At 56.0% G+C, this 24,660-nt stretch carries 28 protein-coding genes; 17 read left to right on the forward strand and 11 right to left on the reverse strand.

All coding sequences use genetic code 11. From position 1 onward, the window contains the following. Positions 1-12 precede the first annotated feature (12 nt). The 7 genes from ACPOL_RS02355 to ACPOL_RS02380 all read left to right on the forward strand — a co-directional run bounded on the left by ACPOL_RS02355 (position 13) and on the right by ACPOL_RS02380 (position 3,652). On the forward strand, positions 13-228 hold the full coding sequence (locus tag ACPOL_RS02355; protein WP_114205634.1) for a hypothetical protein: 216 nt from the start codon (positions 13-15) through the stop codon (positions 226-228). Positions 229-268: 40 nt separating this feature from the next. Continuing rightward, entirely contained in the window at positions 269-562 is a 294-nt protein-coding gene (locus ACPOL_RS02360) for a DUF3892 domain-containing protein (RefSeq protein ID WP_114205635.1), read from the forward strand. 65 nt (positions 563-627) lie between these two features. Beyond that, positions 628-1,056 (forward strand): hypothetical protein, encoded by a 429-nt coding sequence (locus tag ACPOL_RS02365; protein ID WP_114205636.1) that lies wholly within the window; start codon positions 628-630, stop codon positions 1,054-1,056. Next, entirely contained in the window at positions 1,056-1,577 is a 522-nt protein-coding gene (locus tag ACPOL_RS02370) for a hypothetical protein (protein ID WP_114205637.1), read from the forward strand. Before ACPOL_RS02365 ends, ACPOL_RS02370 begins: the two co-directional genes overlap by 1 nt. Positions 1,578-1,579: 2 nt before the next feature. Then, positions 1,580-2,107, forward strand: coding sequence for a Mov34/MPN/PAD-1 family protein (locus ACPOL_RS02375; protein WP_161557144.1), 528 nt, complete (start codon positions 1,580-1,582; stop codon positions 2,105-2,107). After that, positions 2,104-2,790: a hypothetical protein gene (locus ACPOL_RS33385; RefSeq protein ID WP_161557145.1), complete on the forward strand. Its 687-nt coding sequence runs from the start codon at positions 2,104-2,106 to the stop codon at positions 2,788-2,790. The genes ACPOL_RS02375 and ACPOL_RS33385 overlap by 4 nt, the downstream gene beginning before the upstream one ends. Before the next feature lie 4 nt (positions 2,791-2,794). Then, complete coding sequence (locus ACPOL_RS02380) at positions 2,795-3,652, forward strand: ThiF family adenylyltransferase (protein WP_161557146.1); 858 nt, start codon at positions 2,795-2,797, stop codon at positions 3,650-3,652. 220 nt (positions 3,653-3,872) lie between these two features. Here ACPOL_RS02380 and ACPOL_RS02385 read toward each other — a convergent pair whose 3' ends face one another. Both ACPOL_RS02385 and ACPOL_RS02390 read right to left on the reverse strand, forming a co-directional pair. Continuing rightward, complete coding sequence (locus ACPOL_RS02385; protein ID WP_114205640.1) at positions 3,873-4,775, reverse strand: SDR family NAD(P)-dependent oxidoreductase; 903 nt, start codon at positions 4,773-4,775, stop codon at positions 3,873-3,875. A gap of 61 nt (positions 4,776-4,836) precedes the next feature. Then, a complete protein-coding gene (locus ACPOL_RS02390; RefSeq protein ID WP_114205641.1) occupies positions 4,837-5,565 on the reverse strand; it encodes an SDR family oxidoreductase in 729 nt (242 codons plus the stop codon). Positions 5,566-5,667: 102 nt separating this feature from the next. On the opposite strand from ACPOL_RS02390, the gene ACPOL_RS02395 reads away from it, so the two are divergent. Both ACPOL_RS02395 and ACPOL_RS02400 read left to right on the forward strand, forming a co-directional pair. Beyond that, positions 5,668-6,582 carry a LysR family transcriptional regulator gene (locus ACPOL_RS02395; protein ID WP_114205642.1) on the forward strand — a complete coding sequence of 305 codons (915 nt, stop codon included), beginning with the start codon at positions 5,668-5,670 and terminating at the stop codon, positions 6,580-6,582. Between the two features lie 412 nt (positions 6,583-6,994). Beyond that, complete coding sequence (locus ACPOL_RS02400; protein ID WP_161557147.1) at positions 6,995-8,605, forward strand: sensor domain-containing phosphodiesterase; 1,611 nt, start codon at positions 6,995-6,997, stop codon at positions 8,603-8,605. Between the two features lie 101 nt (positions 8,606-8,706). On the opposite strand, the gene ACPOL_RS02405 is transcribed toward ACPOL_RS02400, so the two are convergent. Continuing rightward, positions 8,707-9,525: a TMEM175 family protein gene (locus ACPOL_RS02405; protein ID WP_114205644.1), complete on the reverse strand. Its 819-nt coding sequence runs from the start codon at positions 9,523-9,525 to the stop codon at positions 8,707-8,709. A 235-nt stretch (positions 9,526-9,760) separates the two neighbouring features. On the opposite strand from ACPOL_RS02405, the gene ACPOL_RS02410 reads away from it, so the two are divergent. Further along, a complete protein-coding gene (locus ACPOL_RS02410) occupies positions 9,761-10,342 on the forward strand; it encodes an ester cyclase (RefSeq protein ID WP_236657180.1) in 582 nt (193 codons plus the stop codon). 386 nt (positions 10,343-10,728) lie between these two features. On the opposite strand, the gene alkB is transcribed toward ACPOL_RS02410, so the two are convergent. Genes alkB through ada form a run of 3 tightly spaced genes read right to left on the reverse strand, consistent with a single transcriptional unit; the run spans position 10,729 to position 13,239 of the window. After that, a complete protein-coding gene (alkB, locus tag ACPOL_RS02420; protein ID WP_114205647.1) occupies positions 10,729-11,382 on the reverse strand; it encodes a DNA oxidative demethylase AlkB in 654 nt (217 codons plus the stop codon). A 7-nt stretch (positions 11,383-11,389) separates the two neighbouring features. Continuing rightward, complete coding sequence (locus ACPOL_RS02425) at positions 11,390-12,163, reverse strand: 2OG-Fe(II) oxygenase (protein ID WP_114205648.1); 774 nt, start codon at positions 12,161-12,163, stop codon at positions 11,390-11,392. After that, entirely contained in the window at positions 12,160-13,239 is a 1,080-nt protein-coding gene (ada, locus tag ACPOL_RS02430; RefSeq protein WP_114205649.1) for a bifunctional DNA-binding transcriptional regulator/O6-methylguanine-DNA methyltransferase Ada, read from the reverse strand. The genes ACPOL_RS02425 and ada overlap by 4 nt, the downstream gene beginning before the upstream one ends. A gap of 106 nt (positions 13,240-13,345) precedes the next feature. On the opposite strand from ada, the gene ACPOL_RS02435 reads away from it, so the two are divergent. Further along, positions 13,346-14,020 carry a DNA-3-methyladenine glycosylase family protein gene (locus ACPOL_RS02435; RefSeq protein ID WP_114205650.1) on the forward strand — a complete coding sequence of 225 codons (675 nt, stop codon included), beginning with the start codon at positions 13,346-13,348 and terminating at the stop codon, positions 14,018-14,020. Here ACPOL_RS02435 and ACPOL_RS02440 read toward each other — a convergent pair. Both ACPOL_RS02440 and ACPOL_RS02445 read right to left on the reverse strand, forming a co-directional pair. Further along, entirely contained in the window at positions 14,007-14,516 is a 510-nt protein-coding gene (locus tag ACPOL_RS02440) for a methylated-DNA--[protein]-cysteine S-methyltransferase (RefSeq protein ID WP_114205651.1), read from the reverse strand. The two genes, ACPOL_RS02435 and ACPOL_RS02440, sit on opposite strands and share 14 nt — an antisense overlap. Continuing rightward, on the reverse strand, positions 14,503-15,021 hold the full coding sequence (locus tag ACPOL_RS02445; protein ID WP_114210565.1) for a DNA mismatch endonuclease Vsr: 519 nt from the start codon (positions 15,019-15,021) through the stop codon (positions 14,503-14,505). The genes ACPOL_RS02440 and ACPOL_RS02445 overlap by 14 nt, the downstream gene beginning before the upstream one ends. 229 nt (positions 15,022-15,250) lie before the next feature. Between ACPOL_RS02445 and ACPOL_RS02450 the strand changes: the two genes are divergently transcribed. Together ACPOL_RS02450 and ACPOL_RS02455 are read left to right on the forward strand one after the other, a co-directional pair. After that, on the forward strand, positions 15,251-15,700 hold the full coding sequence (locus ACPOL_RS02450) for an ester cyclase (protein WP_114205652.1): 450 nt from the start codon (positions 15,251-15,253) through the stop codon (positions 15,698-15,700). Positions 15,701-16,322: 622 nt separating this feature from the next. Beyond that, positions 16,323-17,186, forward strand: coding sequence for a hypothetical protein (locus tag ACPOL_RS02455; protein WP_150132874.1), 864 nt, complete (start codon positions 16,323-16,325; stop codon positions 17,184-17,186). Between the two features lie 116 nt (positions 17,187-17,302). On the opposite strand, the gene ACPOL_RS02460 is transcribed toward ACPOL_RS02455, so the two are convergent. Next, on the reverse strand, positions 17,303-19,045 hold the full coding sequence (locus ACPOL_RS02460) for a hypothetical protein (RefSeq protein ID WP_114205653.1): 1,743 nt from the start codon (positions 19,043-19,045) through the stop codon (positions 17,303-17,305). A 174-nt stretch (positions 19,046-19,219) separates the two neighbouring features. On the opposite strand from ACPOL_RS02460, the gene ACPOL_RS02465 reads away from it, so the two are divergent. Continuing rightward, the gene (locus ACPOL_RS02465; protein ID WP_150132875.1) at positions 19,220-19,489 is read left to right on the forward strand and encodes a hypothetical protein; all 270 of its coding nucleotides are present in this window, start codon (positions 19,220-19,222) and stop codon (positions 19,487-19,489) included. A 285-nt stretch (positions 19,490-19,774) separates the two neighbouring features. Here ACPOL_RS02465 and ACPOL_RS02470 read toward each other — a convergent pair whose 3' ends face one another. Both ACPOL_RS02470 and ACPOL_RS02475 read right to left on the reverse strand, forming a co-directional pair. Continuing rightward, entirely contained in the window at positions 19,775-21,520 is a 1,746-nt protein-coding gene (locus ACPOL_RS02470; RefSeq protein ID WP_114205655.1) for a S8/S53 family peptidase, read from the reverse strand. Positions 21,521-21,522: 2 nt separating this feature from the next. Further along, positions 21,523-22,146, reverse strand: coding sequence for a hypothetical protein (locus ACPOL_RS02475; RefSeq protein ID WP_058188610.1), 624 nt, complete (start codon positions 22,144-22,146; stop codon positions 21,523-21,525). A gap of 275 nt (positions 22,147-22,421) precedes the next feature. On the opposite strand from ACPOL_RS02475, the gene ACPOL_RS02480 reads away from it, so the two are divergent. From ACPOL_RS02480 to ACPOL_RS02490, 3 genes are all read left to right on the forward strand, one after another. After that, the gene (locus ACPOL_RS02480) at positions 22,422-23,375 is read left to right on the forward strand and encodes a hypothetical protein (protein ID WP_058188611.1); all 954 of its coding nucleotides are present in this window, start codon (positions 22,422-22,424) and stop codon (positions 23,373-23,375) included. 24 nt (positions 23,376-23,399) lie between these two features. Continuing rightward, complete coding sequence (locus ACPOL_RS02485; RefSeq protein WP_114205656.1) at positions 23,400-23,849, forward strand: AlbA family DNA-binding domain-containing protein; 450 nt, start codon at positions 23,400-23,402, stop codon at positions 23,847-23,849. A 116-nt stretch (positions 23,850-23,965) separates the two neighbouring features. After that, entirely contained in the window at positions 23,966-24,568 is a 603-nt protein-coding gene (locus tag ACPOL_RS02490) for a hypothetical protein (RefSeq protein ID WP_150132877.1), read from the forward strand. Positions 24,569-24,660: the final 92 nt, after the last annotated feature.

Below are 24,660 nucleotides of genomic sequence, written 5' to 3' on the forward strand. Positions count from 1 at the left end.
AAAGGAGCGGAGATGAGCGACCACTGTAAGACTGGACTGGACGACCGTTGCCGGGATGCTGACGGCGAGATTCGCAGGAAGCGTGGAGACACCCTTGTCGGCACGCTCCGCGATGATTATGGGCCGAACTTCGCCCAGGGCGCCCGGTCGGATATGCGTCTCGACACTTTGCTGAACCGCACCGGCTCAGCCTCGTTGAGTGAATACCTGAAAAACCACAAGAAGTAGGGCCCTTACCTGCGCCAGGAGCCTGAGGAGGGCTGCCACCATGTCAATCCGGATTACCTGCATCAAGAAGTCGAATGGGCACCACGAGGATCCGCATCACGCAATCTCCGACCTCGGCTGGATCAATGAACAGACTAACGAGGCAAAGCGGTCGACCCGGTTGGAAATGTACGACTGGATCAAAAATCACGACGGCGTAGCATCCGTCCTCGATGCTCGCGGCAATAAGGCTCGCGTTGGTGTCCGCGAGCACGCGAACGGTACCAAATACGTTCAAACCTACGCCGACCGTGTGTGGACGGATAACCTGCTCGCTTTGCCTGAATGCCGATAGGACAAGGCGCAAGATTCATTCGGCTCAACACAGTTCATCGCTCACGGTGAGAAAGGAAATGGAACATGGAATTCGAAGGAAATCACACTGGCCCCCATTCGCTGGACGAAGCCGTCGAGCATTTGAAAGAAGCGGAGGTTCATCTGGAAATGGCGCGCGCGGAGGAGGCCAAGGCCGAACGTGACGTCAAGGAGGCAATTCACGAGATCGAGGAGGCGTCGCGGCACGACGAGGTCGAAGTGCATGTGGTCCAGGTGAATGAGTTGGAGAAGGCGACCTTCAAGGAGAAGGTCAAGACGACGCTTCAACAAGTGTGGGACATGTCCTATAAGGAACTGAGGCTTGAGCGCAAGCCGAAGGACGTCTTTCAGACGGCCGGGGCTCAGCCTCAGCCGTTGACCGGGCACCTGCAGCTCACGCTGGAGCAGGCACGAGAGCAGAAGGTCATTGGAAACTTCCACTTTGGGATCGCGTCTGAGACTGGCGGGGCTTGATGGCGCAGATCGTGCCACCCCTACCAGTTGTGGACGTTGCGCGGGGGATCGCCTCACTCGATGCGGACATCCCCCGCGTCCTCGCCTTTTTAGGCAAATCGACGATCGAAGAGCTGGGCTGGCGAAGGCCCAACAAGAGCTCGCTCATTATCCCTTTACAGGGGACATTCAACGGCGTCACCGAGCAGTATCTGCTCCGTCTTGGCTTTTCTGCCTACCGGGGGTGGCCACCCAGCGCTCAGTTTGTGAACCCCGAAACACTGGCCTACACCCATCCCATGGATCAACATCATCTGCCGATGCTCTCCAGTCCGGAATGCCATGTCCACCCGAGCTATGGCTCTGCGAATGGGAAAACGCTGCAACTTATCTGCTGTTCAGCAACGCAAGAGTTCTATGATGCCGCGCACCCAGTCGAATCCGACCTGATGTGGCGGGAGCAGAACACCTTCTACACCACGATCGCGGCGATTCAGAAGGCAATGGTCATGCACTATGGAGGGCGGTTCGCGAAGGTATGAACATGGAAGACGAATTGGAGCGTAGCGTCCCGCCGTTTCCCTACGAACCTGGAACCGCGCGACTGTTTTTGCCTCTAAAGGCGCTCGAGGCAACGCATCAGCTTCTCCAATCGGCTGGCCACCGAGAAAGCGGCGCGATGTGGTACGGCCCCAAAGACGCTGACGGCAACGGGACTGTTCGCTATGTTGGCGCGCCTCGACAGCAGATGCGCCGGAGAAACTATCACGTCAGCGCGGAGGCGTTGGCTGAGGTTGTTTATCGGCTGCCTGAGGACTACAAGCCTCTCGCCCAGGTACACAGTCATCCGGCAGAGTGGGTGGAACACTCCTCCTATGACGACACCATGGTGAGCAGCCAACGCATCCTTTCGCTGGTCTTCCCTTTCTACGGTCGAGAGATGAGCGAGTTTCCGCATGGCATTGGTGTGCACGAATGGCAGAACGGCTACTGGCACTGCCTTGATCTGGATTGTGCAACGCGGCGGATTTCACTGGTGGATGGTGAGGTTCGTGTGGAGGACATGCGGTGAGGATCGATCCTGAAATCGGCAGCAGGCACCTGTTGGGCACAGATGGGTTGGCGGAACAGCCGAACGCTGTGCAGCAGTTCATCCGAATCATTCTTTCCGAGGACTGGGCGCACTCTGCCGCAGGGCAGATCATCGCGGAGTGCCTCGTCAACTTATTGGTGCGGCAGGTGGGTCTCGTCGAACAGCTTGAGGTCGTTGCAGCATCGGACGTGCCCCTGCTCATCCGTCCCATCCTCAAAGGCGACTGGCAAACGCTTTCGGATTACCTAGCGGCTGTGGGCGAGTGGGCGGTTGGAATGGAGGTACACGTCGGGCCTGATCCTTCGCCTCGCGCAGCAGATCAAACAATCGTCATCGGCAGCGTAGCGACGCTGAACTCGAAAAAAGCGATCGCGTGCGTCGCGGATGGCTGGAGGGCGTGGTGCGGCGAACTGCAACACGTTCCCCACACTGGCCCTTCCCGTTCCCGCAACCCCATTGGACCTCTCTTCGCCGCAGCGTTGGTCGCGAGAGATCTTCAAGAGAACCTGGGGTCTTCGCCGCGGACGCCTCCTCGACAACCACGCATACTCTCTTTGGACAAATTCCATGAGTTCGGTGTGGGACGAGTTGGACGCCGCGCCATCATTGGACGGCCTCCGCTTACCGCCATTTGTTCTCGTCGGTGCTGGCGCAGTAGGTAACTCGTTGGCCTACGTACTGATGTGTCTCGAACATCCAGATGCATACCCGGTACTTGTGGACGACGACGTCTATGACACATCGAATTTGAATCGCTGCTGCCTTGCCAGCCATCGGGATTTAGAACAGGAAAAGACTGCTGTTCTCGCGTCCCGGTTGGCAGGCGCTGGTATCGCGAGCTTTCCGTTCAGCGGCGACCTGAAGCAGTTCGTGAATGACGCTCGAATTGGCCTACGCGCTGATGTGGCCGAGGAGTTCGGAGATGGACTCTATCGCATGGTCATCTCCTGTGTTGATCGGGGGGACGGCAGACAGGATATTCAGGGCCTACGCCCTCACTGGCTCGTGGGAGGCAGCACGCTTGATTTGCAGGCGAAGACCAATGTCTATGCCGGCGACGTCGATGCAGCATGCCTTGGGTGTCATAACCCTCGTGAAGTCAAAGGCGAGGCAATGCGTGTACTCGAGCGCCAGCTTCGCGCGATGAGCCAGCAGGAGCGCTTCAGCTTTCTCACAGAACACGGGCTCGACGCCACAAGCATTGAGGAGTACATCCAGGGCTCGCACTGTGGGCATCTTGGAAGGGCAGCTTTGTTGGATTTCGTGTGTACCCCGCCGCCACAATTTTCGGTAGGTTTCGTATCCTTGGGCTCCGGAGTTCTTTTGGCCGCAAGTATTTTCCGGCAACTGCTCTCGGGTATGGCGCTTCCTCAAAGAAGCGGGATGACAACCTTCAACTTTCTCAACGGGAATCTGGGAGAAAGCGCGTTGGCGCGCGACCCTCAGTGCCAGATCTGTTCAAACCTCACTGTGTCACCCGATCCCAGCCTTCAGACGGACACCGGGCTCACGCAGGTGGGTTGAAACTCAAGTTGTGTCGTTAGACGTATGGCAGCCATGGACGTGTATGACGAGAAGAGCGTTTCACAGGACTAGTGTCCAATGTCGGCTCAACCCCTTACTCCGTGAGTGCATCGGCTGTTCTCGTCAAATGAGTTGTGGAGGGGTCGATTGGCACTTCAGGCGAGACGACATATCGGTACGGAGAGAGTCTCGAGCGAGCCCCTCTCCACCGGACTCAAAATCAGAGCGAAAAGACAACAGGAGTCAGCAAATCCGATAGACCGATGTTGCGGTACATTTCGGCGCGAACACGATCCGCCACTCCATTGACGATCTCTGCACCGTCCTGCGCGGGATCGATGTGCACGCGGAACGGGCGTTTACCGAAGGGCATGTCCACCACGTTGACGATAGCTTTGGCGACATCGGCCGCATCGGCATCTGGGGGCGCCGTAGCAGCGAACCCCTTCATGATGTCTTCTCCAAGGTGCGCGTACGGGCCGTTGTCGTACTCGGCCTGACGTGCCTTGTCTGCCGGTGCGCCGGCATGCGCAAAGTGATTTGTTCCGGAGGTGAAGGCACCGGGGACGATGATGGACGTCTCGATGCCCCAGCGATTCAGTTCCGCCGCATAGCTGACAGCAACCGCATCCATAGCTGCCTTCGCCGCGAAATATGGTGATAGATACGGCGGGGTGCCACCGCGTGTGCTGGTGCTCCCGACCCAAAGGACTAAACCTTTTTTCTGTTTGCGTAGTTGTGGCAGCGCGGCGCGGTTGACCCGTTGTGTGCTGAGGACATTGGTGTCATATACCTGCAGGAGCTGTTCGGGAGTGAAAGCTTCAGCCGCCCCGAAGACCATGTGCCCCGCGTTATGGATGACAACGTCGAGACGGCCGTCTTTCTCAACAATGGCTTTAATCGCTTGGTCGGCCGATTCCTGAGAGGCCACATCCAATTCAATCGCGCGCAGGTCTACGTTGTTTTCTGCAGCAAACTGTTTCGCAGCCTCCACCTGTGCGGCGTTGCGTCCTGTAGTCTCGCGCATGCTGGCGTAAACGGTGTGTCCGGCGATGGCAAGAGCGCGTGCTGCGAGAGCGCCAAAGCCGCTCGAAGCTCCTGTGATGACGATGATGTTCTTCATGTCGATTCTCCTGTTCTTCGGGTTATATGAATGGAAAGGCTGACTGGGGACGATGCGCTTCTTATGCGAAGCCACCGTTTGCGCGAAGCACCTGCGCGTTGACCCATCCGCCATCGGGGCCGGCAAGGAAGGAGACGACGCCTGCGATATCGTCCGGCTGGCCGAGGCGTTCGAGTGGCGCCATGCTGCTTATCTGCTTGATCTGTTCTTCCGTCTTGCCATCCAGGAAAAGTTCCGTACCCACAGGGCCAGGTGCAATGGCGTTGACCGTAATCTTGTGTCCGCGAAGCTCGTTGGCGAGGACGTGGACGAGGCCTTCAACGCCTGCCTTGGAGGCGATGTAGGGGCCGTAGGAAGGGAAATTCTTGGCGAGCACGCTGCTTGAGAAGGCGATGATGCGGCCCCCTTCGGCTACGTGCTGGGCTGCTTGCGAGAAGACGAGGAAGGTTCCGCGAAGGTTGGTGGCGATGACTTTGTCGAACGTTTCTACGTCACCTTTGGCGATGGGCGAGAGTGGCATGATGCCCGCGTTGTTGACGACAACATCGATCTGGCCGAAGGCCTGGAGTGTCCTCTCGAAGAGTTGCTTGACGTCTTCGGGATTAGCAACGTCAGCCTGGACAGCGAGGGCACGTCCGCCCGAGCTGGTGATCTCATTGACGACCTCTTCTGCCTTGGCCGCATTGCCTGCGTAGTTGACCACGACGCCAAATCCATCGGCTGCCAGGCGAAGGGCAATGGTGCGTCCGATGCCGCGGGATGCGCCGGTTACGATAGCTGTCTTTCTCACAATGCTTCTCCTTTGACGGCTTCTTCCAACCTGAAGTCCGCCGCTAAAAAGAGATTGAACTCGCCATGCTTATACGTCCAATGCATAGTACTAATATTAATTATGCGTGTAACGCAGCTACGTCAGGCCGACCTGAATCTCCTTGTTGTCTTCTCTGTGCTTGCCGAGGAGCGGAATGTATCGCGCGCAGCCAAGCGACTGCTATTGAGCCAACCAGCCGTGAGCCGCGCCCTGCAACGGATGCGGGAGACGTTTCACGATGACTTGCTGGTGCGGACGGCAAAAGGTTATGAACCGACACCGCAAGGAGAACGCGTTCTCCGAGAACTTGAGATCATGTTGCCGAAGTTGGATCGGCTCATCTCGGGTTCGACATTCGACCCGGTGACAGAACATTGTTCCTTCCGGATTGCGGCAACGGACAATGCGACCTCGATCATCGCTCCCGTTCTCTGTCGCGGGGTTCTCCCGATGGCGCGACAGGTTCGCTTCACGTTCGCAAGTTGGAGAGGGGATGCCTTCGAGGACCTGACTCACGGTCGGCTCGATCTTGCCTTGATCGGGGATGAAGGCCATGTGCCATCGCCGCTGCTGACTGAAGTCATTTACGAGGAAGAACTTGTCTGCATTGTTGCGGCTGATGCTCCCTACCAGCGTCAACTTACTCTGAAGCAATATCTCGCGGCCGAGCATATTGGTGTGGATGTCTCGGAGGGCACACAACATATACCGGAGAAACGCTTGGCAGCATATGGTCACCGTCGTCGGACCGTGATTACCCTACCGTATTTCGGCGCGGCTACACGCTGTGTCCCAGGAACACCGCTGATTCTTACCGCACCCCGGCGATTCGCGAAAGCCGAAGCCGAAAATCGCAAAATCAAAGTTTTGAAGGCGCCCGCCGAACTAACAGGTTTCAAGTATCTGATGATCTGGCATCCCAGAGTGAATACCGATGCCGCACACGCGTGGCTCCGTGGCGAGATCAGGAAAATCGGTAAAGTCATCAGCTCGTGATCCGCTGGCCGAACATCGGAGTGCGCTACGAACTCGTTCGCAAGCTTTACCGAACCGGCCCAGAAGTGACCCTCCCCACAATCCTAAGGTTGCGGAATGCTTTAGATCCCGCATGGCGACTGCTGAAAGCTTGTTTGTAGTCTCGATTTGAACCAGTTGGTGCTCTGGTGCCCGTCCGCGAAGGATGCGCTCGCAGCATTAAGCTCCGCAACCATCTCCTGTCGGGACGAAGTGCACTCGAATCTTAGAAGTCGAAGAAGCTCATGCTGGAGGGTGCGAGTGACTTATCAGCGTCGATCTGCTTACAGCCGCGCGGTTGACTATACTTTGTCACCACCCAAGCGCGCTCGCCAAGAGCCGCGGGCAGGCAGATACTTTAACCCGCCGGCGTCAAGGAGGTTCTCCAATGAACATGAGTGGCGATCAGATTCGGGAAGGCTTGCGCAACGATGAGTTCATTCCGTTTTTTCAGCCGGTAGTCACGCTTCATACGGGCGAAGTTGCAGGAGTGGAGGTTCTTGCCCGATGGCAGCATGGAAGTCTTGGCATTGTGCCTCCCGGCGCATTTATTGCCATAGCAGAGCAGGAAGGCTTGATTGGTGAGTTGACGGCCATGTTGGTGTGGAAAGCCTTCACCGCCGCCCGGATGTTGCCCGATCCACAGTGGCTGGCCATCAATATCTCGCCGCACCTACTGCGTGACCTAACGCTTCCAAAACGCATTCGCGAAGCAGCCGAAGCAGCTGCTTTCCCTCTAAACCGGCTAGTGATCGAGATTACGGAAAGCGCCCTGGTGGAAAACCTTGAGCATGCGCAAACGATCTCGAGGGAGCTTAGGGCGCAGGGATGCCGCTTGGCGCTCGATGATTTCGGTACGGGCTATTCCAGCCTGCTTCATCTTCAGTCCCTGCCCTTTGATGAATTAAAGGTCGACCGCAGCTTCGTGGGCTCGATGACGGAACGGCGTGAGAGCCGAAAGATCGTCTCGGCAGTCGTCGGTCTGGGTCAGAGCTTGGGTCTGGAGACCATTGCTGAGGGAGTCGAGACCCAGGAACAGGCGGAGATGCTGCTGGCGCTTGGGTGCGAGATGGGACAGGGCTGGCTTTTCGGCAGACCCGTTCCCGCGGAACAGCTAAGCGACGTGACGATTGCGCGGCCGGCTGTTAAGTTGCGCCTCACCTCTAGCTTCTGGCGAGATATCTCCTATAACTCGCCGCCTGGCCAGCGGCTCTCCCACTTGCAGGCACTCTATGACGGTGCTCCGGTGGGCCTTGCCTTTTTGAGCCCGGACCTGCGGTACATAAGCATCAACCAACAACTTGCGGAGATGAATAATGTCCCGGTTCAAAAGCACCTGGGCCGCTTTGTCAGCGAGATCATTCCGGGCGTGTATCCGCAGCTTGAACCGCACCTGCGTCGTGCGCTGGCAGGAGAATCCGTCACCGCTGTGGAATTGACGCAGCCGGCGACCGAGAGTCGAGATGATGAGGCATTCTTGGTCTCGTATCTACCTGCGTTCGACGAAGCGGGCGAGGTGGTGGGCGTCTCTGTGACGGTGGTGGATATCACCGCCCGAAAGCGAACTGAAGCGGCACTGCGTGAAAGCGAAGATCACTATCGCCACATGGTGGAGTTGAATCCGCAGATCCCCTGGGTGCTCGACGATAAAGGAATGGCTACCATGATCGGTCCGCGATGGCGGCAGATTACGGGTATGAGCGAAGAGGATTACCGCGGACGAGGATTTATCAACGCACTTCACCCCGCCGACCAGAAGCGCGTGGTGGAAACAATCGAGCATTCACTCCGCACCGGGGAACCGATCGATGTGAGGTGCCGCGTCCGGACCTCAAGCGGAGAGTGGCGCTGGATCCATTCGCGCGGAGCTCCAAGGCGAGACGGGGCAGGAAGGATCATCCGATGGTACGGCAGTGCGGACGACATCGACGCCCAGAAGCAGCTTGAGGAAGAACTGCGGAGGCGAGTAGGCGAAGTGAACCTTCCATCCTCCGAAATCGCTTGAGCGTGGGTAATCCGTGTGACTCGAAGGCCGATGACCCAGAACAGCGGAAACGTTTTTCTCGTTATCTGGACGAACACTCATGAGAGGCCGACTCGTTTTCCTTATCTGGTTGTCCAGCGTATACCTTGGCTGGTGCAGGCATAGTACGCCACCATAAAAATGAAAATCGCCACTGCCGCTACTGGGTGCACGAACCAGCCGAGCACGCCAGCCAAGATGTAGAATAGGATGCCTATGGCCGGACGTATGAGCTGAGTTGCGAACAAGTCCGGCGGTACGCCGGGCTTTACGAGCTTCGAGTGGTAATGCAGATATGAAAATGCCGGTAACCACGCTGCCGACATGAGGCCAGCGATCAGCGCATAGAGAACTACGGCGGCCTTTTGATCCATGACATTGCCACCTACAAAAGCGCTTGCCAATACGCCCGTTGGAAACGGAATCAGTGCCGCTGTGCCAAGGATACCGAGGTTGATCCAATTCATAGCCAGATCTACCTTGCAAAGACGTTCGAAGAGATAGTGATGATTGCACCAAATGACTCCCACGTTGAGGAAAGCCACGGCGTAAGCAAGATAGGATGGCCATTCCTTTAGCAGCTCTCCCGCCAATCTCCCCGGTGAGACGCTCGGACGGTGGATCTCAATGACGAGCAGGGTGATGATGATGGCAAAAGCACCGTCGCTGAGTGCTTCCAGGCGCGCAGGGCCAGCAAAATTCGATTCTTCGTCTTTGGATACTTCAGCCTCACTTTCAAGAGCTGCAGAATTCGAGGACTGAAGATCGGGAGGAGAGTAGGCGACCTTCCTCCGAAGAAACGCTCGAAGCTGTCGTTGCACGGGTTGAGCGTCAGCCACCCTTACAGTCTTGTGATCAAGATCAGGAGTAGATGCGGCAGCGAGTCTAGTTGTCATGTTCATTCTGTCCTCATCGCGCGAAAGAATCGGCTCTGTGACAGACCGTATCGATGTCCACTCGGATGAGAACTCTGATTCTTGCTCTTGAATTCGGTTCTACACCCATCCGTGAATCGAGCCATGGAACAGTGTTCTCCAAGCCGTCTTGACCCTCAGGTGGCGCACAATTTGAAAGCAAGATTCGGAGTGCCGAGTCCATTTCAGCGGGTTACCTTTCGAACTGAGAAAGGACGCAAGGATGACACGAACATTGGACCGCAGAGGCGCTTTAAAGATGGGATTACTTACCGCTATGGGGTTCGGAGCCCTCTCTCGACATGCCGAGGCAAGTACAGACCTGCAATCGAAAAACAAGGTGGTCGTCGAGAGGTGGTTGACGGAGTTTTGGGGAAAGACCTACAACCCTGACGTCGTCGATGAGCTTGCTGCTCCCGAAATGGTCTTGCGGTATTCGTTGCATAGACCTCGGCGCGGTCGCGAAGACATCAAGATGTTCATGCGCGGTTTTCGCCAAGCATTCCCAGACCTGAACTTCTGGGGAACGGCACCTCTGTTAGCCGATGGAGACCGTGTGATTGGGCAATGGGAGGGTGGTGGCACGCATACAGGCCTGGCCTTCAGTGATTTCCTGGCGGGCTTCTTGCCGACAGCGTCCGGCAAGAAGATACATTTCACAGGCATCACCATCCTGCGACTTGATAGCGGCAGGATCGTCGAAGAAGTCGGACTCGACGATGGGGTAACCGCACTCCGACAACTCGGTCTCCTATCGAATGCTCAAGCAGAAGACGATGATGACATTTGTGCCCAATATTGCTAAGAGAGATTCGAAATGGTTCACGGTCCAGCGGTTGCGTGTGATCTCGTAACGGAGATCACGTAGCCGTTATATCCAGCTCCGACTATTGGAGTCTCATGACCTCATGTGGGCCAAGCCAATAGATCTCCCCAGACTTCAGATAGAGAATCTGCGAGTTTACGACGGCGAGGTCTTCAAGAATGCCGTACCCCGCCCGCACAAGTTCCGCGCACATGTCGAGCACGATGGATCGATCCGATGGAATAGGCGAGATCGATGACTCATGCCTGCTGGGAGTGTTCATAGCTTTCATGGAAGACGTCACTGCATTGTGCTTGTTGATACGACAGGGCGTGCGTAGGTCTCGTCCGGGTTTTCGATAGACAAGATCGACTGAAGATGCGGCCTCAGCTGGCATTTCGAAACGTGAGGTTGTAGCGAACTCGGCCGATTCGAGGATGTTCACCATCTTTCAACGGCGCAATGCCGTGATAGCGCAACCTTGCTGAACCTCCCCAGACAAGTACATCGCCATGTATGACCTGAATGCGTTGTGTTTTGTCCCCGCGCTCCAGCCCACCAAAGAGGAAGGTTGCGGGCAATCCCAGCGAGACAGAGACGATAGGCTGTGTGAAATCACGCTCGTTCTTGTCCTGATGCAACGACAATCTCGCACCGGGTTCATACCGATTGATCAGGCATGTATCCGGGATGAAGTTCGAGAAGCCCGCCTCTTCTGCGGCACTTATCGCTAGGTGCCGAAATGCCGTGGGCATAGCGGGCCACGGCCGATTCGCCTCGGGGTCGATCACGTCATATCGATAGCCGGTCCGGTCCGTGACCCATCCGAGCGATCCACAGTTGGACATGGCAACCGACATGCGGAATCCACTAGGTGTCACCATATTGCGAAGTGGCGACCGTTCGATGACATCCTTGAGTGAAGAAAGTAACTCCTCCTCAGCATCAAGCGCAAAGCCAGCAAGAACTGCTGTTCCGGTACCGAGAATATCTCTCGATGGCGGTGCCGCTGTCTCCATCTCAAAAAGCGATGTGTTCATAACTCCCCTAGTTGGCATCGTGAAAGATGATGCCCACGGTATGACGCTCTCCTGAGCGCAAGCGGCTGACGCCGTGACGAAGGTTGACGCGATAGGTGCCTCGCGTGCCCTGTACGGGCCGGTGGTGAACCGCGAACGCCACGGCGTCACCCTGGCGAAGCGGAACGACTTCCGGTCGCGATTGCATACGAGGGCGTTGCTCCGTGAGCACGAATTCACCTCCGGTGAAATCTCGCTGAGGCTCGGAGAGCAGGATCGCCACCTGAATCGGAAAGACATGTTCCCCATAGAGGTCCTGGTGAAGGCAGTTGTAGTCCCCGGGGCCGTACTGCAAGAGCAGCGGGGTGGGTCGCAGTTGCTCTGCGTCGTGGCATCGCTGGATGAAATCGGCGTGGCTTTCTGGATAGCGCACCTCGATTCCCATTGCCTCGTTCCAGCGATTCGCGACTGGAGCGAGTTGAGGATAGAGCGCCGTGCGGAGAGCATGAATGATAGGTACGAGCGGGTAGCTGAAGTATTTGTACTCGCCCCGTCCGAAGCCATGCCGTCCCATGACGACGCGGCTGCGAAAGATCGACTCCTCTGGATAAAGAGACGCAATCGCCTTGCACTCGTCTGCGGAGAGGACGCTCGGCAGCAGAACGCTTCCTTGCTCGTCAAGGTCTTCCCTAATCCGATCCCAATCGAGCGTGTTGACGCGTGTGACTGCTCCTTCGACCGGAATCGAGCCTGCGCTGGTGTCCCCGGCTACTTGAACTTCATCTGCGAATAGAGTGTTCATGCCTGTGCCTCTCGATCTAACAGTGCTCGTTTGCGCTCCACGCCCCAGCGATACCCGGAGAGCGTTCCATCATTTCTGACGACACGGTGGCATGGGATTGCCACGGCTAATGTATTTGCGCCGCAGGCCTGGGCGACCGCCCGTACGGCCTTCGGCATACCGATGGACTTCGCAATCTCCGCATAGCTGGCGGTCGTACCGACAGGGATTTGCTGCAATGCCTTCCAAACCCTTTGCTGAAAGGCCGTGCCGCGAATATCCAAAGGCAGGTCAAGTCCGACGCCCGGCCTTTCGATGAGGCCAATTGCCTTGGCGACCAGATCCTCGTAGCCGCTCTCGTCGCCGACGAGCTCTGCCTTGGGAAATTGGTCTTGCAGATCGCGTACCAGCAGGAGCGGATCATCGCCCATGAGAACAGCACAGACGCCGCGCTCACTCTTGGCCACCAGGATAGAGCCGAGGGAGCACTCCGCGATCGCGAAGTGAATCACGGTCTTTGCACCGCCGTCGCGGAAGCTGGTTGGCGTCATCCCGAGAACTTCGTTTGCACTCTCGTAGAAACGGCTGCTGGAGTTGAACCCAGCATCGTAGATTGCGTCCGTTACCGATTGATTCTTGCCAAGTGTCTTGCGGATGCGCTTCGTTCTGTGAGCAGCGCCGTAGCCGCTCGGCGTGAGTCCGGTGATCGCCTTGAACGTGCGATGTAGATGAAAGACACTCATCCCTGCATACTTGGCTAGTTTTTCAAGAGAAGGAGTCTCCTCGGAGCGCTCGATGAGTCGGCATACCTTCTCGATCTTGGCTGTGTTGGCCTCAGTCAGCGAGAGGCCAGCAGGCTTGCATCGTTTACAGGCTCGGAAGCCTGCTTTCTCCGCTGCCTCGGTCGTCGTATAGAAGCATACGTTTTCTGGACGGGCGAGGCGAGCAGCACACGAGGGACGGCAATACACTCCCGTGGTCTTCACCGAATAGAAGAACTTCCCATCCGATTCCTTGTCCCTCGCTACGAGCAGCAGCCAACGAGGATCGTTGGTTGTCTCTGTGGCAAGTTTCTCGATTTCCATCTGCCTGTTCATTGCAACTCCTTCAAATCTTACTTCTCGACCTTAGCGAGATGCCCAAGCGACTACACTCCGAATCTTGCTTTCAAATTCAAAGGCTAGGATCACGATTGGAGACTTCGTGACCAAGCCCCTTACACCCAATGAATGGAAGCTATCGACAGAGCAACGACCATTCCATGCGGCGACTCGTCATCTCGCTTCAATCGACGCGGACTGGACACTGCTCGTCAAACAGGTCGGACCGTGTACGCACCTACCTAAGCCGGCTCGGGAACCGTACGAAGCCTTGATACGCGCCATCGCATATCAGCAACTGCATGCCAAAGCGGGCGATGCCATCCTCACAAAATTCATGGCCCTGTTCGGAGGGTCTAACTTTCCATCCCCAAACCAGATTCTGGCGGCGGATCTCGACTCGCTTCGGACCTGCGGATTCTCAGGGAGGAAGATCGAGACGATTCGCGAGATTGCGTCGGGCTCCCTGAGTGGCTTGGTGCCGGACCGGAAAGACGCGGACAGGATGTCCGACGAGGACCTCATCTCAAGGCTAGTAACTCTCAAAGGAATTGGTCGGTGGACCGTTGAATTGTTCCTGATTTACACCCTGGAGCGGATGGATATCTTCCCCGCAGATGACTTTGGAGTGAGAGAGGGACATCGACGTTTGAAGTCGCTACCGAAGGCACTTTCGGCGAAAGAAATCGCGAGAGAAGCACAGCGATGGAGCCCCTATCGAACCATTGCCGCGTGGTACCTCTGGCACGTACCACGCGACAATTCTACGAAAGGCTGAGTTGCCTCTGGGATATTACGTTGGCTGCTTCTAATTCCAGCAGCCTACGTTTCTGTTCGAGGCCGCCAGCATAGCCCGTAAGACTTCCGTTGCTGCCGACAACGCGGTGGCACGGAATGATAACGCTGATCGGATTCCTTCCGTTCGCAAGCCCCACGGCACGGATGGCGAGGCGGTTGCCCAGCAAGTCTGCAAGCTCTCCATAAGAGCGTGTCTCTCCATACGGGATTGTTTGCAGTAGGTTCCACACTGATTGCTGGAAGGTCGTTCCGTATAGCGCGATGGACAAGTCGAAGTGAATGCGCTTGCGTTCGAAATACTCACTGAGTTGCGAACGGACAATGTCGAAGCCCGACGTTACCCTAGATCCGAGCGACTCTGCTCTTGGTCCCCTGAGGTGATCCGGCATGTATAGGCCGCTCAGAACTCCGTTCGTATTCACCAGCGTCAGAGTGCCCAATGGCGACTCCATCAGGAAATGCTCAATCATTGACATTGTGTCTTCCTTTCGGCGACGGGCTTACCCGCGCGAACGTTGTTGCAACGACCTTTGCGATCTGCGTTGCCACACTCAGCGGTTCTTCGTGTGACCAGAATCTCAGAACAGTCCAACCTTCCTGACGGAGTCGTTCTGTCGTGTCCTCATCCCGGCTCTTGTTGCCTCGGATCTTCGTTGCCCAGTAGCTCGCGTTTGTCCTGGGCGGTGCATGATGTTCTGGACATCCATGCCAGAAGCATCCATCAACGAAAACCGCGATCCTCGCATTTCGAAAGACCAAATCGGCAGTCCTCCTGAGGTCTCGTAGCGGCCGCGCCGAAACGCGATAGCGCATCCCCAGCGCATGTACGGCTGACCTCACAGCGATCTCAGGCTTTGTGTCCCTGGACTTGTTTCCCTGCATCACTCGACGTACAGCTGGCGTACTGGCCCACGAGCCCATAGGCACTTGGGCTGGGACGATGGCACCGTCGAGCGTCCTTAATGCGTTCCTCTTTAACATCGCCTCCTCCTGTTGCTTCTGTTGCAAGCGTTCTCAGAAGGTAGCAATTTCAATCTTTCATCTCACTCCGTTCCTTGCTCTCAAACTGCAATCTGCTCGGTTGAAACTCAGCCTCGGATTCCGAAGCAAGATACGGAGTGGCTCTTTCCTGACATCGGAATAACTTTCGAGATGCAGAGGCAAACGCCATGCTTGCCTTCGCCAACATCACTGCATATGGAGAAAATTTATGTCGAGAGAACAAGAGAACAAAGCCATCGTAGGTCGTTGGTTTACCAGCTTCTGGGGATCCACATGCGATCTCAGCATCGTTGACGAACTCGCCGCACCGGACATGCTCTTGCAGTATTCGTTGCACGAGCCCCGTCGCGGACACGCGGACATCAAGGCGTTCATGACTGATTTCCGCGTCGCGTTCCCAGACCTCAGCTTCGGCGGAGCGGCGGATCTCATCGCCGAAGGGGACTATGTCGTGGGTCGTTGGCTAGGTGGCGGCACGCACAGTGGTCCTGCATTCTCCGACTTCCTGGCAGGATCGTTGCCGGCAGCGACGGGTCGCAAGATGCATTTCACCGGAACGACGGTGCTCCGTCTGGAGAACGGCAAGATCGCCAAAGAGATTGGACTCGACGACGGTGTCACCGCTCTCACTCAGCTTGGCCTAATTCGCGCTGTCTAACAAATAGTGGTGGCCGTTGCCTAGACGGGCGCCGCTTGCACCATCGGGGGCGATCCATCGCGCTTCATTAGAAGCTCGCAAACCACGATCTTTTTCGATCATGTCAGTTATTGCGAAATCACCAATGCGCTCACCGACACGGTTAGTACCGATATGTCGGCATATCGGAAGTAAAGCGTCCGAGCCAGTCGTTCTCAAATGACGAGAACAGGCCAATGCACGTTTCCAGCCCCATCTGCCTCAACGAGTGACTCGACGATTTATCACACATTCGAAATAGGCACGGCAGCGTTAGGAGATTGCACCGACCTCTGTCGTGACAGCTACGCTAACTGGTTGTATCTAAATGATTTCATGGGCGTTGATGGCTAACGACAGCACCCTTGAGCACTCAAAAACACTGGGAAAACAGCAGTTTCAGAATTTCAGCACCCTCGCCAGCACCCTCATTCCGTTGCGCCTCAGAGATGCCTCACCTCTGCCCCTGGAGGGCAAAGGTCTGCAAGTCCACGACCTAGTGCCGCCCGAGCGCGATCTGGATCATAGAATGTTTGAACAGACTCCCGAGCCGCCTACCCGCGGCGCATTCAGAGGGGGATGCCATGGACGGTGACAAGACATCATGACCGTGTGTATCGGGGCGCTTTCCTTAACAGGCCCATCTATCGTTCTCGCGGCAGACACTCGGGTCACCCACGGGACATCACCCGTTGATCCCAATGATCAGGCGGGCAAACAGTACCCTCTGCCACCATACAACTGCGCCACAGCGATTGCTGGATCAGTCTCCGAATGCCATGAGTTCGTGGGTCGGCTCGTGCAACAGATGGAGCTGCTAGCAAAGACAGACAGGGATCCATACCGCGAAGAAGTGATGGAAGCGATCAACGAAGCTCGCTTCCAGGTCTTCCGACCAAAGATCGACTGGGAACTCCGGAGGAGCCTGGGAATCACGCTCAAAGAGTTCCATGATCGATTCCTTCCTCCCGCCGACTTCGACATCATGGCGGAAAAGTTTGGGATGCAGGCGATTCGCGGCACTCCTCTAAATATTTCTTGCATCGTCGGTGGATTTACCGCAGAAAACACGATGTTCTTTTGCGCAAAGGGGATTGAACACATCCAGTCCGAATCGAGTCCGGGTGTGCATGCGATTGGCAGTGGGTCGATCCTCGGAATGAGTCAGCTGAACAAACGTGGACAGAACCTGGCTTTCGGCCTCGCGCGGACCGTATTCCATATCCATGAGGCAATGCTCGAGGCGCAGAAAGAGAAGACCGTAGGCCCTCCAACGAATTACCTTGTGGTGATGAAATCGCAACCGATGATGTACGTGCCAAAGGAAAGCCCCTTACTGGCACGCTGGGTCGATTTCTATCACGACCGGGAGACGGGCGGGCTGGATAGTGAAGAATCGAACTTCGCCATACAGCGAGAGATGTTGCCTGCGCAGATGCCTCCATACGACAAAGAATTCCCAGGATGACAGGTCGCAAACCGCCGTCTCGAAGCGCCAGTTTCTTTGACCCGCCAACCGAGAGCGAAGTTCTCAGGAGTCTGCCTGGGTATTCGGAGCGGGTCTATGGCGCTTATCGCTACCTCTCAGAACGACCGACGGGGGCAGATCGTTGACGCGCGAACCTCTTGCTCCCTGACTGTGGCATCTCGATTCACATTCAGGAATTCGGCAAGCATGTCTCGTAACTCATCGTTCATCGCCCGTAGAAGCGTGGGTGGACGATCCGGCCCCTTCGACCGAAGTGCGCGATTTGGTTTCAAAAAGAAGGGCGTCAGAAGGAGCGGGTCCATCATGTAACGCTCCGCTAAGATCTCCGCAAGTCTCGTGTCGCAGAGATAAGGTGATAGCTTCTCAATCGTGTCTACCGACATTGAAAACAGCCTCGAACAATAGACAGGAGAAATCTCCGAGAAGAGATTCAGTTCGCGCTTGGCCTTGGTGAACTGTCCATCGAGGTAAGAGTTTATGAAGAAGCCGTCTCCGATGTCGTCGCGTGTGAGGAGGACGGGCATGACGGTTCGTATGTCGCTAAGATCGACGCCTTGGATCAACGGTCTTTGCGATTGCCGGAGGGCCTTGGTGATCGATCGCGCCACCTGATAAACGCCCTGGGGCTTTATATATTTCTTTCCGAGTTCCGCTCGGAGGGCAGACGGGTCGCCGCCGTACTTCGCCGACCCGAGCATGACCCCGCCTTTACATTCGATGAACAAAGCCGTCGTGCCGCAAATAATGATGAAATCGCAGACTTCTTCGTTGTCCTCTACGTACCGAGGAGAGGCATAAAAGCGGTTCAGCTTCTGGTCGACGGAGTTTGAAAAAAGCCAGGAAATGTAGTCTTCAAATATCTTTCCCCAAAAGCTTGAGAAGTTCTGGCGCTCTCGATTCGGTAACGACTTGTAAATGGTCCAGAAGACCGATGACTCAAACTTCTCCATGCAAAATAAGGTGTCGAGCGGGATAAGGACCTGCTCGGTTCTGAGAAAAGGGAATTCCTTCAGCGCGGTGAAATCGCTGAGCATCCCCGGCCTGCTCGTTAAACGTGTTCGGAGTTCCTCGGGGGTACTGCTCAAAAGTCGAAGGAATGCGTCTCGGTGTGCAGGTGACAATCTTGATTGCTCGTAAAAATCAACGTGAACGCCATAATGCGGAGATCTCATAGTGAGATCGGCCGCGCTTTGCATGATCCTCGGCAGCACTCCGATCATCAGGGCTTCGAAAAGCTTGAGCGGTAAACCCGAAGCTTTTTCAAAGAAGGCTCCTACATCGAAGTACGCCGGCTGAGTGACGCGAGCCGGAGCGAGGTAATTGACGATCTTATGCATTCGAGGGACGGATGCGAAGTCGAATCTCAGCTCGTTTGCCTCAGTGATCGGAATGAAGTCACAGATCATCTGTTCCAGCCACGCCTCGCTCCACGGCTCCAGGCTCGATGCCCGCGACGGGTTAGAGTCGTGTTCGTTGGACATGAGAGCCAATGTCCCGATTCTGTGCGATATCTCTCGCGTCATGACCATGTCGGGAACATCGGGACAGCATCGAGCGGCTTCGCGCAGGATAAAAAGACATTGGTGACGATGGAAGACCGTCAGGCCACTCTCTTCGAGCCGTTTGACGGTTGCGGAATCGAATAACTCCCGAATGATGCCGACCTGAGCCCTCTGATCTCGGGGAAGACCGCGTCTTGAACACAAGACATTTATAGCGGCGAAGGTGCGAAGAACTAGGCCAAGATCCAGTGAACGCAGCGCCGCTTCGAATTGTTCAAAGGTGGACGGCGTTCCAAAGACGTCCTGGTAGCGTAAATACGTCTCCACACGGGTCATAGGTCTCGTTCTCTACCGAATTAGATCAGATTCGAGGATGTAATCGCGCAGCAGTTGATTCAGTAGCGCCCTGTTTGCAAAGGCGGTCAGCAGCCCATCGAACTTACGTTGAACGTCGAGTGTGGTCGCGCGCAGATCGCATATGCGATCTGCCTGGCTGCGTAGAATAAATGAATGGTAGAACCTACAGAAATCACGATGTGGCAGGTATTGGAGAACGGAAAGTCTATAGGGTCGATGTCTTCACTCAGTGATGCGGCTGCGCTCTATCTCGAAAATGTCAATAGCCGCTTGCTTCATGAGATCAAGTGTGAAGGCAAAGGCACTTGGGGTTTTGTTCGGGCAATTCCGGAGGACGAAGCCAGGAAGATTGACGAGTATGCCAAAGAGCGGAAGCGCAAGCGCGACATCCGACTCGACGCGGTCCGCCAATCACCACGGTGATCGTGCATTCGACCAAATCGATCCGATCTCCCTCTCACCCGCTCTTGCCGCGCGAGTTTGCTTTCCGCGACTGAAAGCGACGTTTTTAGCGATTCAGGCCCCGGCGTTGTTGGGTCCGACCTTGCGCTCGACTACCTCGTAAATCTCTCCCACCAACTGAATATGACGCGGCCGTTTGAGTGGCGTACTGTGCCCTTCATGCCTATTCGGCGGGATATAGGAGCCTGGAGAAAGCATAGTGAGCCCGCATCGCGGTGGTCTCGGACGGGACGAACGATTGACTGCCTAAGCGATTACCTTGTGATACCCGCTTCTTCGGTTCCAAGTGAGCGCGCTGCGCGTGAGGTTGTAGGTCTCACAGATGAGGTCGGTAGCGTCTGAACAATTTTGGAGCTTCAGAGGGTCGGCTATGGTTTGGAGAAAATCCCCGCAGGCCCGAGGGCTAGCGAAGCTTGTACCGGCTTCGGCACCCCGGAAAGCCAGATGCGACATCAGAGGAGCAGGATCGACTTGGCTATTGCCGTATTCAGCGGAAGGGCCACGCGACGAATTGATCCACATGTTCCCGTTCGGATCATTTCCAGCGATGCTCACAACGTTGTTGGCGGTGGCGGGAACTCGGACAGTTCCATCGGCGTCACCTTGGATAAAAGCCGTTTCCGGGTCTTGCTCACATAAGACGATCCACGCATTGACGGTAGCGTCCGCGGTACTTTCCAGCGCGAACTCGACCTCTAAAGTCGGCAACTGCGTAGTCAAGCGGCTCAACGAGAATGCGACACAACTAAGGTCGTTGCGGCACTTCGAATGAAAAAGTGCCTGCGCCGTAAACATTGACGGGAAACCCAGGTGACCAGAACTCAAAGTCTGATGGGTCTTGCCCGAGCGGAGCCGCGTTGCCCCTACTTGGCGTCTCCCTCCCGTATTCCTTCGTTCAAAAAGATCGACCTCGATTACGAGGTTGGAATTTGCCGGTTCGTACCACCAGAACTCCACGAGCAGGTCAACGCACCGAGGGCCAGTGCGAAGTTTGAGGTATTCGCGCGATCCTCCCACCAGTTCTCGCTTTGCCGCGAGTCCAGTCCCGCCATCGTTTCCGGCCGAAACGACAACAAAGCGCTCTCCACGGCGTGCAAGTTTTGTTGAGATGTACTCCTCCAATGGCGAATCGCCATTGTGAGGACCGACATGCGTGCCTAGCGAAATGTTGATGGCAGCTGGCTTGTTGTCGGCGTTTAGTTGGGGCTCCAACGCCTTCACCGCATCTAGCAATTCCACAGTAGTTGCCTGGTCGAAGCAGCTTGTCCCGGATGTGATCGCCTGAGCGGGCGGGCGGACGAGTGCGCAACTGACGGTGGTATCAGATAGGAGTGGCCCGATTCGTTCGAGGAGGGTTACTAGAACCTTCTTGGCATGATCCGAAAGCTCAATGTTGCCCGTAACGGCGTGGCGCAGATTTCCGCTGTAGTCATTCGGATCGTGCTGTGTGCTCTCGCCCAAGTCGATGATCGCAGCCCCGCAGCGCGCCGAAGAAGCATCGGTCGCTTGCTTCAACAAGTCGTCGATGTCCGTATCTAATGTTCCTGTGCCCGTTCCAGCGTGGAGCGGTGTGCCCAGATCCAGGTAAATCTTCTCGGGCGGAATATTTGCAAAGTCTCCAAGACTATTGAGCAAAACAGGAATGGGAACGCGGCCCCAAAAGAATAGGGAGTTTTCGGTACTGTCGAATGTGATGTACTCCGTCAACCTTCCCAGTTCCGCGTTGGGAGCTGCCTGCCCGACGATCGGAAGCCGGAGATGATCGAAAAGCAGTCTTCCGAAGTCCGCCATGGAATTCAGTCTTTTATAAAACAGACGAAGCCATTCCAGGTCTCCTTCAAACGTCCATGGCCGAGAGAGCCGGTAATAGACCTCGAAGGGTTGATGCAGGAATGAGGCTCCTCCATATTTGTGAGCCTCGCTGATTTCGGAATGAAGAGCGCCTTGCAGAAGGCTTTGGTACATCGTCGCTGCTAGGCTCGGGCTGATCACGATTACCCTCCGGTTTCGGACTTCACACCGACTACGAAATTGATTGATTTAAACATCAGCTTGCCAGAGACAGGTTCGTCGAAGATGAAGCCCAAGTCCCGCAATTTTGCCAAGCTCAACACGAACCAATCTTCGTCGCCTATCGCCTCCTTCGCTTCGCTGAGGCGCCCTTTGCTCATGCCCAGGTGCCAAGCGTATTCGTGCGACTTCGGATCATTCAGGAAGTCCTTCACCTTTGCTTCCAAGGCGTTTGGCTTAATGCCTGCGGGTATGTGCTCGGAAAGCACAACCGCGGTGACGTACTGGATCGCGCTCATCCTTTGAACGAGAGACTCGAATACGGACATTAGAGCCGCACCAGCCTCAGCGCCACACTCCACCCAAGACCAAATTTCGAAGGGACTATGGAACGCCTTGCCGAACGAAACCACAGCCTTTGCCGTTTCGAGGGCAGCCTTCATGGCATGTCCAAGGTGAAACCGGAAGTTTACGCCTTCGAACAGCGCCTGTGGCGTGGTGTTGCTCACCGAAATGGTCTGATCTTGTGCCTCACGCCAAAGGGACGCCAGCCGTTCTTTTTGATCAGAGTTGATCGAGATGTCGTCGCCCATGTCGCCGGTTTGCATTGCGAATTCCTCAACGAATAAATTGGATTTAACGGATGGACGGGGGAAAACCACGCGCCAATTCTAAGATCCGTATTTTTCGCTATTTCGGCAGAAGAGATGCCTCCGCCGAACCTCGATACAGGTCGGCGTTCCTCCATAGGAGTCGCCAGACGTCGTCATTCCGATTAATGAGGGCGTTGACCAACACTAGCGGCCGTAAGAACAACTGGCGTCAGCGCCTGCTAAGCTGATCCCTGTCAGCATTCAGAACCAGGAGAGGTGAGGCTTCGCGAGTGTCGAGCGTCCGAAAAGCCTATCTACCCCTGTGGCTCCATCTTCAGCTGCCTGACATGAGGTTCCGAAACGGTGTCTCGATCCGATCGCTTTCGGAAGCTGAGAAACCGGATGTAGGCAGTTGGGGTCAGTTCATGAGCCCCAATGAGATAGCGAGAGTTTCTCAGTTCAGCCGATGGATGTGTTTGGACTTCGAGGTCGAGCACCCTCACCAAGGCGGCGGTACACCGATCGAGGCGAAGGCGAGCAGGACGCTGGCGAATACGATGCTGGCGCTGCAAGTAGTGGCACCTGTAGGCTGCTACATATTCGACATCTTCATCCAGTCCGGCGATACGTCGCTCAACCTCTACCAGATTGATCACAACCAGGTCCTGACATCGGCGGGCTGCGCCCGAATGAGCGGCGCAGGCGCGCTCAGCCCTGGGGAAATAGAGAAGGTCGTGGACGGTGTCCTTGCGCTTATAGAGACCGAACAGCCGCGCTTGAATACCCCGCTCGGGCTCCTCCTAAACGGTATGTCAGGCGGAGACATATACGTGAAAACATTGCTGTGGGTGGCCGCGATGGACTCTATCTTGATGGCGGAAAAAGCGAAGGTCTTCAAGCAACGGCTCTGCAAGATTCTCGGCCCAGAGACTGAAGTGTTCCCTGGGCTGGAAGCTCAAGGAGTACCTCCCTACAGCGTGGACGATTTAGCATCCGACATCTACATCCTTCGAAATCAGATCGCTCACGGCGGGGTCATTCTTTCAAGATTTCTTGAGCTGCCACCGGTCAGTTCCGCGCGCAATATTAATGCTTCCTGTCCCGGTCTATTGACTTACGCGAATGTTCTACATGAAGCATCCATCATGCTGCTATGTCGCCTGCTACGACACATCATCCTGCAGGACATGCTCCCAGTCTTCACCGATCTGAAACAATGGGAGCGCCTTCTGAAGGTCAAATAGGATGTCGGTAGAGAAGACAGGCCCATGATCCCGAAACCACTGAATACCGTCACCGAAGAAGACCTGGTCTCCCTGGTCACTAATGGCGTCGCCGAGGGGCGCACAATCGACTACAAGCGCGATCTGCCAGGCAACAGCGATGGCGATAAAAAGGAGCTTCTGGCCGACGTCTCCTCGTTCGCGAACACTGGCGGCGGCGACCTGGTGTTCGGTATGGACGAGGCCGGCGGCCTGCCGACACTGATCACGGGAACAGGCGCCGCGGACCTGGATCTCGAGGTGCGACGCCTCGACAGCATCATCGCTGCGGGCCTGAGCCCCAGAATCCGCCACTCCATAAGGTCGGTGACGACAGCGGCGGGGCCGAGCGTCTTGATCATCAGGGTTGAGCGCAGCTGGGCCGGCCCGCACCGGTCATCTATGGCAGCCATGACAAGTTCTATGGCCGGAACTCCGGCGGCAAATATCCGCTAGATGTTAACGAATTGCGCGCCGCTTTCACGCTTTCAAACACTGCTACCGAGAAGATACCCGCCTTCCGAACGGACCGAATCATAGCGCTAACGAACGCGGAGACGCCGATCCCGTTCATGGGTTCGCCGAAGGTCATCATCCATTTCATTCCATTGGAGGCGTTCGCGGGCGGCCCCACCTATGATGTGCGGCCGATCTATGACAACCCTCAACTGATTGCCCCCATGGGAACCACAGTGTGGGGCCATCGCCTCAACCTGGATGGCGTCGTCGCTTTCGGAAACCGACAGCCATGCGAGACCTATACGCAGCTATTTAGAAATGGTGTTCTGGAGGTCGTCCAGGGCAGGATATTGGCAAGCCAACATGAAGGGCGTCTCGTGATCCCGAGCGTGGCGTTCGAGGAATACATTGTGCGGTATCTACCGCAATGTTTCCGGCTATTGGAGACCATCGGAGCAGGGCTGCCCATCGTTGTAGCGATGACGCTGACCAACACGAAGGATCTCTGGATGGGTGTCGACACGTTCCTCCGAGACGAGGCTGGCTATCCGATCGACGCCGAAACAATCATCCTTCCCGAAACAATCGTGGAAACCTTTGCGACGCCTGCGCAACTAATCCTGAAGCCGATGTTCGATCTGATCTGGAACGCATGCGGCTTCCCAGCATCACAGAACTTCGATGCGGACGGTAACTGGGTCACGCGTCGGCGGTGACGGGCCGATCACAATTTCGATTCTTCGACTGCCCAGTTGAGCGGAGGAAGTCGGCACCTTAGCAGAATTTGGGTTGCTGTTCCATGAAGAAG

The organism is Acidisarcina polymorpha, assembly GCF_003330725.1.
In the GTDB taxonomy this organism is placed as follows: domain Bacteria; phylum Acidobacteriota; class Terriglobia; order Terriglobales; family Acidobacteriaceae; genus Acidisarcina; species Acidisarcina polymorpha.

Excerpts from the sequence above, each read along its gene's own strand:
- ACPOL_RS02355 (WP_114205634.1), top strand. The coding sequence starts at position 13 with ATGAGCGACCACTGTAAGACTGGACTGGACGACCGTTGCCGGGATGCT.
- ACPOL_RS02360 (WP_114205635.1), top strand. The coding sequence starts at position 269 with ATGTCAATCCGGATTACCTGCATCAAGAAGTCGAATGGGCACCACGAG.
- ACPOL_RS02365 (WP_114205636.1), top strand. The coding sequence starts at position 628 with ATGGAATTCGAAGGAAATCACACTGGCCCCCATTCGCTGGACGAAGCC.
- ACPOL_RS02370 (WP_114205637.1), top strand. The coding sequence starts at position 1,056 with ATGGCGCAGATCGTGCCACCCCTACCAGTTGTGGACGTTGCGCGGGGG.
- ACPOL_RS02375 (WP_161557144.1), top strand. The coding sequence starts at position 1,580 with ATGGAAGACGAATTGGAGCGTAGCGTCCCGCCGTTTCCCTACGAACCT.
- ACPOL_RS02385 (WP_114205640.1), bottom strand. The coding sequence starts at position 4,775 with ATGAAGAACATCATCGTCATCACAGGAGCTTCGAGCGGCTTTGGCGCT.
- ACPOL_RS02395 (WP_114205642.1), top strand. The coding sequence starts at position 5,668 with ATGCGTGTAACGCAGCTACGTCAGGCCGACCTGAATCTCCTTGTTGTC.
- ACPOL_RS02400 (WP_161557147.1), top strand. The coding sequence starts at position 6,995 with ATGAGTGGCGATCAGATTCGGGAAGGCTTGCGCAACGATGAGTTCATT.
- ACPOL_RS02405 (WP_114205644.1), bottom strand. The coding sequence starts at position 9,525 with ATGAACATGACAACTAGACTCGCTGCCGCATCTACTCCTGATCTTGAT.
- ACPOL_RS02410 (WP_236657180.1), top strand. The coding sequence starts at position 9,761 with ATGACACGAACATTGGACCGCAGAGGCGCTTTAAAGATGGGATTACTT.
- alkB (WP_114205647.1), bottom strand. The coding sequence starts at position 11,382 with ATGAACACATCGCTTTTTGAGATGGAGACAGCGGCACCGCCATCGAGA.
- ACPOL_RS02425 (WP_114205648.1), bottom strand. The coding sequence starts at position 12,163 with ATGAACACTCTATTCGCAGATGAAGTTCAAGTAGCCGGGGACACCAGC.
- ada (WP_114205649.1), bottom strand. The coding sequence starts at position 13,239 with ATGAACAGGCAGATGGAAATCGAGAAACTTGCCACAGAGACAACCAAC.
- ACPOL_RS02440 (WP_114205651.1), bottom strand. The coding sequence starts at position 14,516 with ATGTCAATGATTGAGCATTTCCTGATGGAGTCGCCATTGGGCACTCTG.
- ACPOL_RS02445 (WP_114210565.1), bottom strand. The coding sequence starts at position 15,021 with ATGTTAAAGAGGAACGCATTAAGGACGCTCGACGGTGCCATCGTCCCA.
- ACPOL_RS02450 (WP_114205652.1), top strand. The coding sequence starts at position 15,251 with ATGTCGAGAGAACAAGAGAACAAAGCCATCGTAGGTCGTTGGTTTACC.
- ACPOL_RS02455 (WP_150132874.1), top strand. The coding sequence starts at position 16,323 with ATGACCGTGTGTATCGGGGCGCTTTCCTTAACAGGCCCATCTATCGTT.
- ACPOL_RS02460 (WP_114205653.1), bottom strand. The coding sequence starts at position 19,045 with ATGACCCGTGTGGAGACGTATTTACGCTACCAGGACGTCTTTGGAACG.
- ACPOL_RS02465 (WP_150132875.1), top strand. The coding sequence starts at position 19,220 with ATGGTAGAACCTACAGAAATCACGATGTGGCAGGTATTGGAGAACGGA.
- ACPOL_RS02475 (WP_058188610.1), bottom strand. The coding sequence starts at position 22,146 with ATGCAAACCGGCGACATGGGCGACGACATCTCGATCAACTCTGATCAA.
- ACPOL_RS02485 (WP_114205656.1), top strand. The coding sequence starts at position 23,400 with ATGATCCCGAAACCACTGAATACCGTCACCGAAGAAGACCTGGTCTCC.
- ACPOL_RS02490 (WP_150132877.1), top strand. The coding sequence starts at position 23,966 with ATGGGTTCGCCGAAGGTCATCATCCATTTCATTCCATTGGAGGCGTTC.